Genomic DNA, 14,483 nt, shown 5'->3' with positions numbered 1-14,483 from the left:
CACAGTGAACCAGCATGCTTATGAATCCGGCAAGCTCGCCTACAAGAACGGCGACTGGTTCGGGGCGGTGACGCGCCTCGCCGACGCCGCGGCCCCGGGCGAGCCGTCCGGCGAGGTCGACCACCTCCGCGGCAACGCGTACATGAAGCTCGGCCAGTTCGACTCCGCGGCGCGGGCCTACCAGGGCGCCCTCGCGGACGCCTCGTACGGCAAGCGCGGCGCGCTCCAGTGCAACCTCGGCCGCGCGCTGCTCGCCGCGGGACGGGCCGAGGAGGCCGTCTCCGCGCTCACGGAGGCCGTCTCGGACGCCTCCTACGCGACGCCCTACAAGGCCTACCTCGCGCTCGGCGCGGCCTACGAGCGGATCGGCGACGTCCGCGGCGCCGGCATGGCGTACCGCAACGCCGCCATCGACGAGGCCAACCCCGCCCCGGCGGCGGCCCTCTCCAAGCTGGGCAGCTGCTTCATGCGGCTCGGCCGCGCGGTCGACGCCGTGGAGGCCTACCGCACGGCGCTCGACTTCACGACCCCCCTCGAGAGCCAGAACCAGATCTGGTGCGACCTCGGCCTGGCCTACGTCGCGGCCAACCGCATGAACGAGGCCGTCGACGCCTTCGCGCACGCGACCGCCGACGGCACCTTCTCGCTCAGCCCCGAGGCCCAGGCCTCCTACGACGCGGCCCGCAAGGCCGTGGCGGCGATGGGCGAGCGCCGCCAGTCCGACACCGACGCCTTCCTGGCGGCGGCCGGCTACGGCGGTGGCTACGACCCGCTCGACCCGATGGGGGAGTCGGGCGAGCTCATGCCCTCGCCCGAGGACACCGGGTTCTTCTCGGTCACTGAGGAGGACCTCATGGCCGCCGACAAGAAGGAGCGCAAGGTCCGCCGCAAGCACCGCCACACGGGCCTCAAGGTCCTCGTCTTCCTCCTCGTGCTGCTCGTCCTCGCCGTGGGTGCGGCGGTCTTCGCGTACGTGCGCGGCTACGGCTGGCCCACCCAGGAGGCCGTCGCCGAGCAGCTCTTCGAGGCCAAGTCCTCCGGCGAGGACATCGCCCAGTACGTCGTGGCGGGGACCTCGGCGAGCCAGATCGAGACCATGGGCGACTCGCTTCCCACCGGCGACGTCACCGTCACCGTGGAGGGCTGCGACCGCAGCATGACCGACTCCACCGTCTACCTCACCGCGGCGCTCGCCGCGGGCGGGGAGCAGGACTACACCGTCGAGCTTCGGCGCGACGGCATCAGCTGGAAGGTCGTCTCGGTCACGCCCGAGTACGCCTCGGCCGGCGACGCGACGTCCGCAGAGTAAGAGACAGCGACCAGGGCAGGGACCATGTCACTTTTTGACACCCTCTTCGGGGAGTACGGCGGAGACCTCGCCATCGACCTCGGCACGGCCAACACGCTCGTGGCCGTCCGCGGGCACGGGATCGTGATCAACGAGCCCTCCGTCGTCGCCATCGACAAGAGCGAGAGCCGCGTGCTCGCGGTGGGCGCCGACGCCAAGCGCATGATCGGCCGCACCCCGGGCTCGATCATCGCCGAGCGCCCCCTCAAGGACGGCGTCATCGCCGACTTCGACGTCACCGAGGTCATGCTCCGCTACTTCATCGAGAAGGCGCGCGGCAACCACTACCCGTGGTCCCCGCGCCCGCGCGTCGTGGTGTGCGTGCCGTCGGGCGTCACGTCCGTCGAGAAGCGCGCCGTCTTCGAGGCGACCATCTCCGCCGGCGCCCGCCAGGCCTACCTCATCGAGGAGCCGATGGCGGCGGCCATCGGCGCGGACCTGCCCATCGAGGACCCCACGGGATCCATGGTCGTCGACATCGGCGGCGGCACCACCGAGGTGGCCGTCATCTCGATGGGCGGCATCGTCGTCTCCCAGTCCATCCGCACCGCCGGCGACGAGTTCGACCAGACCATCCTCCAGCACGTCCGCGACGTCTACAACCTCTCCATCGGAGAGCGCACGGCCGAGGACATCAAGATCAAGGTCGGCTCCGCCGCCCCGCTCGCGGAGGAGCTCGACGTCGAGGTCAACGGCCGCGACGTGATGAGCGGCCTGCCCAAGAGCGTGCGCATCGAGAGCGAGGAGATCCGCCGCGCGCTCGACCGCCCGCTCGACGAGGTCACCAAGGCCGTCAAGGACGCGCTCGACGTGACGCCTCCCGACCTCGCCTCGGACCTCATGTACTACGGCATCCTCCTCACGGGCGGCGGCGGGCTTCTGCGCGGGCTCGACCAGCGCCTGCGCGAGGAGACCGGCGTCCCGGTCAACGTGAGCCCCACGGCGCTCGAGAACGTCGTGAACGGCTGCGCGAAGGTCCTCGAGGCCAACGCGCTCTCGGGCGGCTTCGTCCAGAGCGCCGGGTAGTCGCGTGCCTCTCTCTACGCGGGGGCGGCAGGCGGGTCCGACCATAGGCAACAACCGAAGGGGCGGCAGCGGGCGGACGCTCGTGGCATGCCTCGTCGTCTCGCTCGTGCTCTTCACCGTGAGCTGCCGCTTCGGCGAGGAGGGGCCGCTCGGCGTCGTGCGCGGGGCGTTCCAGACCGTGACGCTGCCGGTGCGCTACCTCGGCGCGACCGTCGCGGCCCCCTTCCAGGGCCTTGGCAACATCGTCACCAACCTCACGGCCGACCAGGCGACGCTCTCGGAGCTCCAGGCCGAGAACGACGAGCTCAGGGCCAGAAACGTCGAGCTCGAGGAGGCGGCGCAGTCCGCCGAGCGCCTCCAGGGCCTGCTCGACCTGCGCGACGCCAACAACCTCCAGTCCACCGCGGCCCGCATCATCTCGGGCTCGGGGGACTCCTGGGGCACGACCGTCACCATCGACAAGGGCGCCTCGTCGGGCCTTGCGGTGGGGATGCCGGTCACGACGTCGAACGGCGTCATCGGCCAGATCGTGGAGTGCGGCCCGGCCACCTCGACGGTGCGCCTCATAACCGATGACAACTCCTCCGTGTCCGCCATGGTCCAGTCGAGCCGGGCCCAGGGGATGCTTGTCGGCACCGTGACGGGCCAGCTCGAGCTCACGCTCATCGGCGCGGACCAGAGCGTTGCCCAGGGCGACGTCGTCGTCACGAGCGGCCTGGGGGGCGTCTTCCCCAAGGGCCTGCCCCTCGGCGAGGTCACGAGTGTCGAGAGCAGCCCGGGCGCGGCCTACCTCACCATCGTCGTCGAGCCGTTCGCGCACGCGGAGAACTACGAGGAGGTCCTCGTCATCACCTCGCTCACCGAGGAGCAGCGCGCCACGGCCGACGACATCGCCGCGGCCGACGCGCAGGACAGCTCCTCGGCGCCCGCGCAGGGGGCGGCGGACGGGGCCGACGGCCCGGACGACGGAGGCTCTGACGCGACCGACCAGGGCGACGGCTCGGACGCCGCCGGCGCGGGCGCGGATGCGGACGCGAGCTCGGAGTAGGGGGTGCCCATGCAGGTCTCTGACAGGAACAGGGAGTCGCGCAGCATCGCGGTGCTCGCGCTCGTGTGCGCGGTGCTCCAGCTCGCGCTCGCCCCCAACGTGGGGCTCGGCAACGGGCGGGCCAACTTCGCGCTCATCTTCTCCGCCTGCGTCGCCTTGCAGACGGGCGGGCGCCGCGGCGTCGTCGCCGGGTTTCTCGCCGGGCTCTTCTTCGACCTCTCCACGACCGGCCCGATCGGCCTCATGGCGTTTTGCCTCTCGGCGTCCTCCTTCGCGCTCGGCCTGGAGGAGCGCAACCGCATGGCGGGCGACCTCGCCTCGGCGATGGCGCACTTCGCCGCCTCCGCCCTCGCCGTCTCGCTCGTCTACCACCTGGCGATGCTCCTCGTGGGGCAGGCCGACTCGCTGCTCGACGTCCTCGTCTTCCGGACGCTTCCCACGGCGCTGCTCACCTTCGTCTTCTTCCTGCCCTTCGCCTACTACTTCTCCCGCGTCCACGTCCCGTCGGGGCCGAGCCTTTCCGGCGGCCACTTCTCCAGGCGGGGCGCGTAGGGGGCGACGATGGACCTCTCCCTCGTGATCGTCATCGTGTGCGCGGTCCTGGCCGTCGCGCTCATCGTGGTCTTCGTGGTCTACGGACGCTCGGAGGCCGCCTTCACGCTCGACATCGGCGGCGCGTCGCCGCGGGCCTCGGGCGGCTCGGACTCGTCGGCGGAGAAGACCCTCTCCGGGCGGCTCGTCGGCTTTGCGGTGGCCGTGGGCGCCATCTTCGCCACGCTCGTCGCGCGCCTCTGGTCGATGCAGCTCGTCTCGAGCGAGGAGTACTCGGAGCAGGCCGAGTCAAACCGCACGAGCACCGTCTACACGCAGGCGCCGCGCGGGCGCATCCTGGACCGCAACGGCGTCGAGATCGTCTCCAACCGCGCGAGCCTCACCGTGGCGGCGAGCGCCGACGTCCTCGACGACGAGGTGGAGGTGCAGCTTCTGGCCAACCTCATCGGCATGCCCGCGCAGGCCGTGCGCCGGCGCCTCCAGGACAGCTCCGAGGGCTACCAGAACCTGCGCACCGTCTCCGTGGATGTCTCGCGGCGCGTGGTCGCCTACATCGGCGAGCACCCCGACGTCTTCCCGGGAGTGAAGGTGGAGCAGCGGACCCAGCGCTCCTACCCGCTCGGCTCGCTCGCCGCCCACGTGGTGGGCTACACGGGCACCGTGACCTCGGAGCAGCTCGAGGCGAGCGAGCAGTCCCAGGGCGACGGCATCGCGTATCGCTCCGGGGACGTGGTGGGCCAGACCGGCGTGGAGCTCGCCTACGAGAGCGTGCTGCAGGGCGTGCGCGGCGAGCAGGTCGTCTACATCGACGCCCTCGGCGACGTGGTGGGCCTCTCCACGAGCATCGAGCCGCAGAGCGGCTCGGACCTCGTGCTCACGCTCGACGTCGACATCCAGCGCACGGCCGAGGAGTCGCTCGAGCGCATCGTGGGCGAGATGCGCAAGCGCGGCATCGACTCCGTCGGCGGCTCGGCCATCGTCATGGACTGCACCAACGGGGAGATCCTCGCCATGGCGAGCAACCCGACCTTCTCGCCGAGCGTCTTCGTGGGCGGCATCTCCACCGCAGACTGGGACGCCCTTCAGGACGAGGGCGCGCACAACCCCATGCTCAACCGCGCCATCGCGGGCCAGTACCCGCCCGGCTCGGTCATCAAGCCGCTCACCACGTTCGCCGCGCTCGACCACGGGATCGCGACGCCCGACTCGAGCTACTACTGCACGGGGTGGTGGACGTGGTCCGGGGACCAGAGCGACCCCAACGGCATGAAGTGCTGGAGCGAGTCGGGCCACGGCGGCATCGGGCTCGTCGGCGGCATCACCTACTCCTGCGACGTCGTCTTCTACGAGATCGGCAAGGGCTTCTGGAGCTCGGACGACCCCGAGGGCATGCAGGAGACCTTCCGCGAGTACGGCCTGGGCTCCACGACCGGCATTGACATCTCGGGCGAGGCGGCCGGGCGCGTGCCGGACGCCGCCTGGAAGTGGGACTACTTCAAGTCGCTCGGCTACTCCGACGACGACGCCACCTGGCAGGGCGGCGAGAACTGCAACCTCGCCATCGGCCAGGGCGACATGCTCGTCACCTGCCTGCAGATGGCCTGCGTCTACTGCGGGCTCGCCAACGGCGGCCCCATCTGGCGCCCGCACGTCATGCACGGCGTGCGGGCCCGCATAGGCGACGGCTTCATCTCGCGCTACCGCGCCGAGCAGATCAACGACGTCCAGGAGGACCCCGCCTACCGCGACCTGGTGAAGCAGGGCATGCTCGGGGTCACCTACGAGGAGAGCCCCACGCAGACGGCCCACTGGACGAACCTCGACGTGCGCGTCTGCAGCAAGACCGGCACCGCCGAGCAGGCCTCGGCCGACCGCAACGTCGGCTGGTTCGGCGCCTACGCGCCGGCCGACGACCCCAAGTACGTCGCCTTCGCCAACGTCGACGGCGCGGACTGGGGCTCGTCGAGCGCCATGCTCGTCGTGCGCGACATCTTCGGCACCATCTACGGGCAGCCCGACACCTCGACCGCCGAAGTCGGCGGCACGGACTAGGAGGGGAGCATGGCACGAGAATTCACCGGCCCGGGCACGGCGGGCGGGGGCCTCTCCTCGATCGGGCAGCGCGGCGGGCGCGGGGGCGCCGGGGCGCGCGTGGGCAAGCGCGGCGGCCCGCTCGAGAAGCTCTACCTCTCGCAGCTCATCCCCGCGCTGCTCATCATCATCATCGGCGTCATCACCATGTGGTCGTGCTCGCTCACGCTCGCCGACGCCAACTTCACGAGCCACCTCGCCGGCATCGCGCTCGGCGCCGCCGTGGCGTTCGTGGTCTGGCGCTACGACTACCGCAACCTCGCCAACCTGACGACCGTGCTCTTCGTGCTCGCGTGCGTCCTCATGGTGCTGCCCAAGGTCCCCGGGCTCGGCGTCGAGGGCGGCGGCATGGTCGGCTGGGTGCGGATCGGTCCCCTGCGCTTCCAGCCCTCCGAGCCCGCCAAGCTCGTCGTGATCTTCCTCATGGCGGCCACGTGCGCCCAGTACAACGGCAAGATCGACTCGTTTCGCGACTACGCCAAGATGTGCGCGACGCTGCTCGTGCCGCTTCTGCTCATCATGGTGACCGACCTCGGGACCGGCCTCATGATCTTCTTCGCGGGCGCCACGATCATCATCTGCAGCGGCGCGCCGCGCTCCTGGGTGCTCGCCACCATAGCGCTCATCGTGGCCGTGGCGGCCCTCGTCGTGATCACCTCGTCGATCGAGGGCATCCCGCACATCCTGCAGGAGTACCAGCTCAAGCGGCTCACCGTCTTCATGGACCCGGAGGGCACGGCCTCCGAGGACGGATACAATCTCCTCCAGGCAAAGATCGCCATCGGCTCGGGCGGCCTTCTCGGCAAGGGCGTGGGCAACGCGTCCCAGGCGCTCTCGGGCTTTCTCCCCGAGGCGCACACGGACTTCATCTTCGCCACCTTCGCCGAGCAGTTCGGCTTCGTCGGCTCGGTCGTCCTTCTCGGCCTGTTCGCCTGGATGATCCTCGCGACGATCCTGCTGGCGATGCGCGTGGAGTCGCCGTTCTCCAAGCTCGTGCTCGTGGGCTGCGCGGCGCTCTGGACCTTCCAGGTGCTGGAGAACGTCGGCATGTGCATCGGGATCATGCCGATCACGGGCATCCCGCTGCCGTTCATGAGCTACGGCTCGTCCTCAATGATCGTCCAGATGGCGGCCGTGGGGGTCGTCCAGTCGGTGTGGAGGCACCGCCAGAAGGTCGCGTGACGCGGGTGCTCGGGGCGAGGCCCCGGAGGGGAGGAAGTCATGTCATCGCGGAAGGTCACCCTGGGCAGGGTGCTCGAGGTGCTCTCGGCGGGGAGAAGCTCGTTCGCCCGGCGCGACGAGCGGGTGGTCCTGCGCGTCCACGTGGACGCGACCTGCCCGCCCGCCGTCGCGGGCGCGGTGAGGCGCGCGCTCGCCGCGGAGCGCCCGGGCGGGGTCGTGGACGTGCGCGGCCTGTCGGCGGCGCCCGCGGGCTCGGAGCCGGCGGACGCCGCCCTCGTGCTCGTCGGGGAGGGTCCCTGTGCGGCCATCGCCCGCTCCTACGCCGGGGCGGGCGTGCCCGTCGCCATGGTCGCCGAGGGCGCGCTCGACGTGCCGCCGCTCGGCCTTGCGCCCGAGGCCGCTCCGCTCGTGGGCGTCGTCTGCGGCTCGAGCGACGAGGCGCTCCTCGGGCGGCTCGCCTCGTGGCTCGCGCAGGCCACCGAGAAGCCCCTCGCGCTTGCCGCGAACTTCCCGTTCTGCCGCCGCGCGGTGACCGACGCGCTCGTCGCGCGGCGTGCCCTCGAGAACGCCGCCGTGGGGGCCGTGAGCCTCATCCCGGGCTCGGACCTGCCCATCATGTGCGCGAGCCAGTGCGCGCTCGCGCTCGACATCGCCGCCGCCTACGGGCGCGACGTCGACCTCGAGCGGCTGGCCGAGCTCGCGGGCGTCATGGGCGGCGGGCTCGCCTACCGCGCGCTCGCGCGGACGCTCGTGGGGCTCGTCCCGGGGCTCGGCGCCGCGCTCAAGGCCTGCGTCGGCTACGGCGGCACCGTCGCCACCGCCCGCGCCATCCGCCTGCGACTCGAGCTCGAGGACGGGCGCGACGCGGCCCCGTCCCCGGAGGGCGCGGGCGAGCCCGCCGCCCCGGCCGGCCAGGCGCTCGCCCCGGCGACGGGCGATGACGGCTACGTCACCATCGGCGGGGGTGCGGCATGAGGGCGCGGCGCGAGAACCTCTTCCACCTCATCGAGCCGCTCCTCGCCCGGGTCGAGCACCCCTCGCGCTACCTCGACCACGAGTGGGGCGCCTGCGAGGAGCAGCAGGGGCCCTTCCACCTCTGCATGGTCTACGCGGACGTCTACGAGGTCGGCCAGCCCAACCTCGGCGTGGCCATCCTCTACAACCGGGTGAACGCGCAGGAGGGCATGAGCTGCGAGCGCTGCTACCTGCCCTGGAAGGACATGGCCGCGCTCATGAGGGGGGAGGGCGTGCCGCTGCTCTCCCTCGAGGGGGCGGCCCCGCTCGCCTCCTTCGACGCGATCGGCTTCACGCTCGCCCACGAGCTCATCGCCACGAACGTCCTCGAGGTGCTCGATCTTGCCGGCATCGCGCCCACGAGCGACGGGCGCGACGAGGACGACCCCATCATCCTCGCCGGAGGCCCCTCCGCCTGGAACTGCGAGCCGCTCGCGCCCGTCTTCGACGCGGTCCTGCTCGGCGACGGCGAGGAGTCGATCGTGGAGGCGTGCGCCTGCATCCGCGCGGCGCGCGCCGAGGGCGCCTGCCGCGCCGAGGTCCTGCGCCGCCTCGCCCGCGTGCCCGGGACCTACGTGCCCTCGCTCTACGACGTCGTGGTCGACGAGTCCACCACGCGCTGGGGTCGCGCGGTCCCGAGGGCGGGGGAGGGCGCGCCCGAGGTCGTCCTCAAGCGCTGCCTGCAGGACTTCGCCGGGACGGACGCCGTCGCCCAGCGGATCGTCCCCTACATGGGCATCGTGCAGGACCGCCTCTCCCTCGAGGTGCTGCGCGGCTGCGCCCGGGGGTGCCGCTTCTGCCAGGCGGGCATGACGTACCGGCCCGTGCGCGAGCGGCCCGCCGCCCAGGTGGTCGCGTGCGGCGTGGAGGGCCTTCTCGCCAGCGGGCACAACGAGATATCGCTCACGTCGCTCTCCACGACCGACCACTCCCAGTGCGAGGAGATCCTGCGCGGCATGAACGAGGGCCTCGAGGGCAGGGGCATCCGCGTCTCCATCCCCTCGCAGCGCCTCGACTCCTTCGGCGTGGACATGGCCGCGGCCGTGGCCGGCGGCAGGAGGGGAGGCCTCACCTTCGCCCCCGAGGCCGGCAGCCAGCGCCTGCGCGACGTCATCAACAAGAACGTGACCGAGGACGACCTCGAGCGCGCGGCGAGAAACGCCTTCTCGCAGGGCTGGCGGCGCATGAAGCTCTACTTCATGATGGGCCTTCCCACCGAGACGGACGAGGACGTGGTGGGCATAGCCCGCATGGCCGAGCGCGTGCTCGAGATCGGCCGCGAGGTCGTGGGGCGCGGCCCCAAGAGCGGCGTGTCGGTCTCCATCTCGGTCGCCGTGCTCGTGCCCAAGGCCCACACGCCCTTCCAGTGGGTGGGCCAGCTCGACCCGGCCGAGGTCAGGCGCCGCCAGCAGCTCCTGCTCCACGAGGTGCGCGACCGCGCCATCCGCGTCTCCTACCACGACGCGGACGTCTCGCTCGTGGAGGGGGCGCTCTCCAAGATGGGCCGCGCCGGCTTCGCGCTCGTGCGGCGCGCCTGGGAGCTCGGCTGCTCCTTCGACGCCTGGACGAGCGAGTTCAGGTTCGACCTCTGGGAGCGGGCCGCGCGCGAGTGCGGGCTTGACCTGACGGACGTGGCCTGCGAGGAGTTCCCGCTCTCGGCTGCCCTGCCCTGGGACCACACCTCGCCCGGCGTCTCCAAGGGCTACCTCCAGCGCGAGTGGCTCCGCGCCGTCGAGGGCGTCACCACGCCCGACTGCACGCGGGAGAGCTGCACGGGCTGCGGCGTGTGCCCCGCGCTCGGCGTCCGCAACGTCATACAGGGGGTGCGCTCATGACGAGGCCCCAGCCCTTCGCGGGCCGCCCGCAGGACCAGCCGACCAAGGCCGAGCTCGCGCGCCTGCGCGTGGAGTACGGCAAGGACGAGCGGCTCGCCTACCTCGGCCACCTCGAGGTCATCGCCACGGTGGAGCGCTGCGTCCGTCGCGCGCGGCTCCCGTTTTCCATCGGCAACGGCTTCGCCCGCCGCATGCGCCTGCAGTTCTCTGGCGCCCTGCCCGTCGGGGCGAGCTCGGCCTGCGAGTACTACGACGTGCGGCTCACCGAGCGCGTGGACGCCGAGGAGGCCCTCGCGCTCCTGCGCGCCGCCACGCCGCCGGCCCTCGCACCCGCCCGCGCGGCCTACGTGCCCGGCGCCGCCCCCGCCCTCGAGGCGTGGCTGAACCGCTCGGGCTGGGAGGTCGAGCTCGTGTCCTCGCCGGTCGACGCCGCGCGGATCGAGCGCGCCGTGGGCGAGCTCAGGGCGCGCGGCACCCTCACCTACCTCCGCGGGGAGCGCGAGAAGACCGTCGAGCTCGCCTCGACGCTCGTCGCGCTCGAGGCCGTGGACCTCGCGGGCGGGTCCGTCCTCGTCCGGGTGGAGACGCGCTCCGGCGCGCGGGCGTCGCTTCGGCCGCGCGCCCTCGTCGACGCCGCCCTCGCCGAGGCGGGCGCGGGGGCGTGCGCGGCCGTCCGCGTGCGCAGGGTCGCCCAGCGCCACGAGGAAGATGGGCGTCTTGTGGAGCCTTTCTCGTTTTTTGCGAGCGAGCCGCGCGCGCCGCTATCCTGAGCAAGGCCGCATCGTCCCCGCATGAGCTCGGGCGCCGTCTTTTCCCTTACGGACCCGCAGGTCACGGCAACTCCTCGTTGACGCGTGGGGGCGCTGCTAGTAATATAAGCAACTGTTGCATTCACGCCAGCAATGAAGGGTTTCGCACATGTACGCAATCGTAGCAACTGGTGGCAAGCAGTATAAGGTTGCCAAGGGCGACGTCATCGACGTCGAGAAGCTCGACGCGCAGCCTGGCGACAAGGTCGAGCTTGACGTCCTTCTCCTGAACGACGGCTCCGCGACCATCGTCGACCCCGCCTCCCTCCAGGACAAGAAGGTCACCGCCGAGGTCGTCGATCAGTTCAAGGGCGAGAAGGTCCTCGTCTTCAAGCTCAAGAAGCGCAAGCGCTATCACCGCACCAAGGGCCACCGTCAGAACCTGACGAAGCTCCAGGTCGTCGAGATTCCCGCGTAGTTTCGTATCTGAGTAGAAGGCAGGTCATACCATGGCTCACAAGAAGGGTCTCGGCTCGTCCCGCAACGGCCGCGATTCGCAGGCGCAGCGCCTCGGCACCAAGCGTTACGGCGGGCAGTTCGTGAAGGCCGGCGAGATTCTCGTCCGCCAGCGCGGCACCCACATCCACCCCGGCGACAACGTCGGCATCGGCAAGGACGACACGCTGTTCGCCCTCACCGCCGGCACCGTCGAGTTTACCAAGGGCGTCAAGCACCGCGTGCACGTCCGCGAGGCGTAAAGTCTCGGTCACATCGCACCCCAGGGCCCCGCTCGTCGGGGCCCTTTTCGTATCCGCGCATCCGCCCGCCGGGGGTCGGCACGGCCCGGCGCTCGGACAGCTTCGCCGCAAAGGGCGCGGCCGCAGAACTCGCGGCGGGCCGTGCCGACCCCCCGGCTGCGATATTCCAGGCCCCGATGAGCGGGGCCCTGGGGTGCGCGGATGCCCGAGGGGCGCGGGGCTCGCCCCGCCAGGAGCCTGGGCGTGAGTTGGACGTTGTCGGGCGGTTGCCGTACCATGGGGGCCCGGACAAAGGAGACACGCGTGGAGAACACGTTTACCGATCTTTCGCACATCAACGTCAAGGGGGGCGACGGCGGCGCCGGCTGCATGTCGTTCAGGCGCGAGGCCTACGTGCCCAAGGGCGGCCCCGACGGCGGCGACGGCGGGCGCGGCGGCGACGTGGTCGTTGAGGCCGACCCCCAGCTCTCGTCGCTCATCGACTTCCGCTACAAGCACCACTTCCGCGCCGAGCGCGGCACGCACGGCCAGGGGGCGCGCCGCCACGGGCGCGACGGCGCGGACCTCGTGCTGCGCGTGCCGGTGGGCACGGTCGTGCGCGAGCTCGACCCCGCCACGCAGACGCCCGCCTACGACATCGCCGACCTCACGCGACCCGGCGAGCGCGTCGTCGTGGCGCCCGGCGGCGCCGGGGGGCGCGGCAACATCCACTTCGTCACCTCGGTCCGCCGCGCCCCGGCCTTCGCCGAGAAGGGCGAGCCTGCGCGCGAGCACTGGATCGAGCTCGAGATGAAGCTCATGGCCGACGTCGCGCTCGTGGGCATGCCGTCGGTGGGCAAGAGCTCCATCATCGCACGCGTGAGCGCCGCGCGCCCCAAGATCGCCGACTACCCGTTCACGACGCTGGTGCCCAACCTGGGCGTGGCGCGCGCCGCGAGCGGCCAGTCCTTCGTCGTCGCCGACGTCCCCGGCCTCATCGAGGGCGCGAGCGAGGGGCGCGGCCTCGGCCACCAGTTCCTCCGCCACATCGAGCGCACGGCGCTCATCCTCCACGTGGTGGACGTGACGGGAGGCTACGAGGGCCGCGACGCCGTCGACGACTACCACACCATCAACGCCGAGCTCGCGGCCTACGCCGCCGCGCTCGCCGAGCGGCCCCAGATTGTGGTGGCCAACAAGTGCGACCTGCCGGGGGTCGAGGATCAGGTCGAGCGCCTGCGCGCCGCCGCCGAGGCGGACGGGCGGCCGTTCTTCTCGGTCTCCGCCGCCACGGGCGCCGGGCTCGACGCGCTCGTGAGCGCCTGCGCGGCCGAGGTGGCGCGCCTGCGCGCGGAGGCGGCCGAGGCGCCCTCCGCGCCCGACCTCAGCGAGCGCTGGGAGCTCGAGCGCCAGCGCCGCGACCGCCAGATCCGCGTCACGCGCGAGGAGCGCCACGCCTGGCGCGTCAGCGGCTCGCAGGTGGAGCGCATGGTCGTCCAGACCGACTGGGACAACGACGAGGCCGTCGCGTACCTCCAGCACCGCTTCGCGCGCTGCGGGCTCGACGACGCGCTCGCGAAGGCGGGGGCCGCGAGCGGCGACGAGGTGCGCATCCTCGAGCTTGCCTTCACCTTCGAGGGCAAGGACGCCGCCCCGGACTTCGACGAGGTCCCGGAGGAGGACGAGGGGGCCCTCGCCGACGAGGGGCAGGCCTAGGTGGGCGCCCCCGGGCTCATGGTCGTGAAGGTGGGCTCCTCGACGCTCGTCGACGAGTCCGGCGCGCTCGACCGCGGCTTCATCCGCTCCCTCTGCGACCAGGTGGCCGCCCTCGTCGCGGGCGGGACGCGAGTCGTCGTGGTGTCGTCGGGCGCCGCGGCCGCCGGGCGCGACGTCCTCGGCCTTCCCGGGCGGCCGGGCGACATCGCCACGCTCCAGGCCTGCGCCGCGGCCGGCCAGGCCAACCTCACGCAGGCCTACGCCGACGTCCTGGCCGAGCGGGGCATCCCCTGCGGCCAGGTCCTGCTCACCCGGCGCGACGTCATGGACCGCGACGGCTTCCTCAACGCGCGCAGCACCCTCGCGCGTCTCATCGAGCTCGGCGCCGTCCCCGTGGTCAACGAGAACGACACCGTCTCAACCGCCGAGTTCGCCTTCGGCGACAACGACATGCTCGGCGCGCTCGTGGCCGCGCTCGTGGGGGCGGACCTCTACGTCATCTGCTCCGACGTCGAGGGCCTCTACACGGCCAACCCGCAGCAGGACCTCGCGGCCGAGCTGATCGGCCGCGTGAGCGAGGTCACGCCCGAGCTCATGTCCGTCGCGGGCGGCGCGGGCACGACGTTCGGCACGGGCGGGATGGCCTCGAAGCTGCGTGCCGCCCGCGCGATGCTCGCCGCGGGGATCCCGATGGTCGTCTGCCGCGGGCGGCGCCCGGGCGTGCTCGCGCAGCTCGCCTCGGGAGAGGCCGTGGGGACCCGCTTCGAGGCGCCCGCGGGGTCGCCCCACGAGGGCGGCAGGAAGCTCTGGATCGGCCTCGCCGAGGTGCCGCGCGGCACGATCACGCTTGACGAGGGTGCCGCGCGGGCCGTGCTGGAGCGCGGGGCGTCCATCCTGCCCGTCGGCGTGGTCTCCACGAGCGGGTCCTACGCCGCGGGCGACGTCGTGAACGTCCGCTCGCCCGCGGGAGACGTCATCGGGCGCGGCGTGGCGCGCTACTCCTCGGAGGACATGGGCCGGGTGCGCGGTATCAAGCTCGACGTCATCGCGCGCTTCCTCGGCGAGGACCGTGCCCAGCCGGCCGTGCACCGCGACGACCTCCTCGTCTTCTAGGCCCCGCCGCGCGCCGCCGGGCGGGCGCGGGCGGCCGACGCTATATAATCGGGCTCACCCGGCGAAAGGAGC

13 protein-coding genes are annotated in these 14,483 nt (G+C 72.1%); all 13 read left to right on the top strand.

Annotation, left to right across the window (positions count from 1 at the left end):
- Positions 1-4 precede the first annotated feature (4 nt).
- The 13 genes from H6A23_RS09385 (at position 5) to proB (ending at position 14,411) form a co-directional block, all read left to right on the top strand.
- Positions 5-1,309 carry a tetratricopeptide repeat protein gene (locus tag H6A23_RS09385; RefSeq protein ID WP_204831925.1) on the top strand — a complete coding sequence of 435 codons (1,305 nt, stop codon included), beginning with the start codon at positions 5-7 and terminating at the stop codon, positions 1,307-1,309.
- Between the two features lie 24 nt (positions 1,310-1,333).
- Entirely contained in the window at positions 1,334-2,374 is a 1,041-nt protein-coding gene (locus tag H6A23_RS09380) for a rod shape-determining protein (RefSeq protein ID WP_204831924.1), read from the top strand.
- 82 nt (positions 2,375-2,456) lie between these two features.
- Positions 2,457-3,422 (top strand): rod shape-determining protein MreC, encoded by a 966-nt coding sequence (gene mreC, locus H6A23_RS09375; protein WP_353653049.1) that lies wholly within the window; start codon positions 2,457-2,459, stop codon positions 3,420-3,422.
- A 9-nt stretch (positions 3,423-3,431) separates the two neighbouring features.
- Positions 3,432-3,974 (top strand): rod shape-determining protein MreD, encoded by a 543-nt coding sequence (gene mreD, locus H6A23_RS09370; RefSeq protein WP_204831922.1) that lies wholly within the window; start codon positions 3,432-3,434, stop codon positions 3,972-3,974.
- A 9-nt stretch (positions 3,975-3,983) separates the two neighbouring features.
- Positions 3,984-6,026, top strand: coding sequence for a penicillin-binding protein 2 (gene mrdA / locus H6A23_RS09365; protein ID WP_204831921.1), 2,043 nt, complete (start codon positions 3,984-3,986; stop codon positions 6,024-6,026).
- A 9-nt stretch (positions 6,027-6,035) separates the two neighbouring features.
- Positions 6,036-7,247 carry an FtsW/RodA/SpoVE family cell cycle protein gene (locus H6A23_RS09360; protein ID WP_204831920.1) on the top strand — a complete coding sequence of 404 codons (1,212 nt, stop codon included), beginning with the start codon at positions 6,036-6,038 and terminating at the stop codon, positions 7,245-7,247.
- A 39-nt stretch (positions 7,248-7,286) separates the two neighbouring features.
- Positions 7,287-8,222 carry a hypothetical protein gene (locus H6A23_RS09355; protein WP_204831919.1) on the top strand — a complete coding sequence of 312 codons (936 nt, stop codon included), beginning with the start codon at positions 7,287-7,289 and terminating at the stop codon, positions 8,220-8,222.
- Complete coding sequence (locus tag H6A23_RS09350; protein ID WP_204831918.1) at positions 8,219-10,096, top strand: TIGR03960 family B12-binding radical SAM protein; 1,878 nt, start codon at positions 8,219-8,221, stop codon at positions 10,094-10,096. The genes H6A23_RS09355 and H6A23_RS09350 overlap by 4 nt, the downstream gene beginning before the upstream one ends.
- Positions 10,093-10,866, top strand: a complete 774-nt coding sequence (locus tag H6A23_RS09345; protein ID WP_204831917.1) for a TIGR03936 family radical SAM-associated protein — start codon at positions 10,093-10,095, stop codon at positions 10,864-10,866. Before H6A23_RS09350 ends, H6A23_RS09345 begins: the two co-directional genes overlap by 4 nt.
- 148 nt (positions 10,867-11,014) lie before the next feature.
- Positions 11,015-11,323, top strand: coding sequence for a 50S ribosomal protein L21 (rplU, locus tag H6A23_RS09340; protein WP_204831916.1), 309 nt, complete (start codon positions 11,015-11,017; stop codon positions 11,321-11,323).
- Positions 11,324-11,354: 31 nt separating this feature from the next.
- Positions 11,355-11,603 (top strand): 50S ribosomal protein L27, encoded by a 249-nt coding sequence (gene rpmA, locus H6A23_RS09335; RefSeq protein WP_072370712.1) that lies wholly within the window; start codon positions 11,355-11,357, stop codon positions 11,601-11,603.
- 303 nt (positions 11,604-11,906) lie between these two features.
- Positions 11,907-13,298: a GTPase ObgE gene (gene obgE, locus H6A23_RS09330; protein WP_353653048.1), complete on the top strand. Its 1,392-nt coding sequence runs from the start codon at positions 11,907-11,909 to the stop codon at positions 13,296-13,298.
- Entirely contained in the window at positions 13,299-14,411 is a 1,113-nt protein-coding gene (gene proB / locus H6A23_RS09325) for a glutamate 5-kinase (protein WP_353653047.1), read from the top strand.
- Positions 14,412-14,483 lie beyond the last annotated feature (72 nt).

It is taken from the genome of Olsenella uli (assembly GCF_016900775.1).
GTDB lineage: Bacteria > Actinomycetota > Coriobacteriia > Coriobacteriales > Atopobiaceae > Thermophilibacter > Thermophilibacter uli_A.
The sequence above is the reverse complement of the archived record's forward strand: the minus strand, read 5'-3'. Positions and strand labels throughout refer to the sequence as shown.

Excerpts from the sequence above, each read along its gene's own strand:
- H6A23_RS09350 (WP_204831918.1), top strand. The coding sequence starts at position 8,219 with ATGAGGGCGCGGCGCGAGAACCTCTTCCACCTCATCGAGCCGCTCCTC.
- H6A23_RS09380 (WP_204831924.1), top strand. The coding sequence starts at position 1,334 with ATGTCACTTTTTGACACCCTCTTCGGGGAGTACGGCGGAGACCTCGCC.
- H6A23_RS09355 (WP_204831919.1), top strand. The coding sequence starts at position 7,287 with ATGTCATCGCGGAAGGTCACCCTGGGCAGGGTGCTCGAGGTGCTCTCG.
- H6A23_RS09360 (WP_204831920.1), top strand. The coding sequence starts at position 6,036 with ATGGCACGAGAATTCACCGGCCCGGGCACGGCGGGCGGGGGCCTCTCC.
- rplU (WP_204831916.1), top strand. The coding sequence starts at position 11,015 with ATGTACGCAATCGTAGCAACTGGTGGCAAGCAGTATAAGGTTGCCAAG.
- H6A23_RS09345 (WP_204831917.1), top strand. The coding sequence starts at position 10,093 with ATGACGAGGCCCCAGCCCTTCGCGGGCCGCCCGCAGGACCAGCCGACC.
- rpmA (WP_072370712.1), top strand. The coding sequence starts at position 11,355 with ATGGCTCACAAGAAGGGTCTCGGCTCGTCCCGCAACGGCCGCGATTCG.
- mreD (WP_204831922.1), top strand. The coding sequence starts at position 3,432 with ATGCAGGTCTCTGACAGGAACAGGGAGTCGCGCAGCATCGCGGTGCTC.
- mrdA (WP_204831921.1), top strand. The coding sequence starts at position 3,984 with ATGGACCTCTCCCTCGTGATCGTCATCGTGTGCGCGGTCCTGGCCGTC.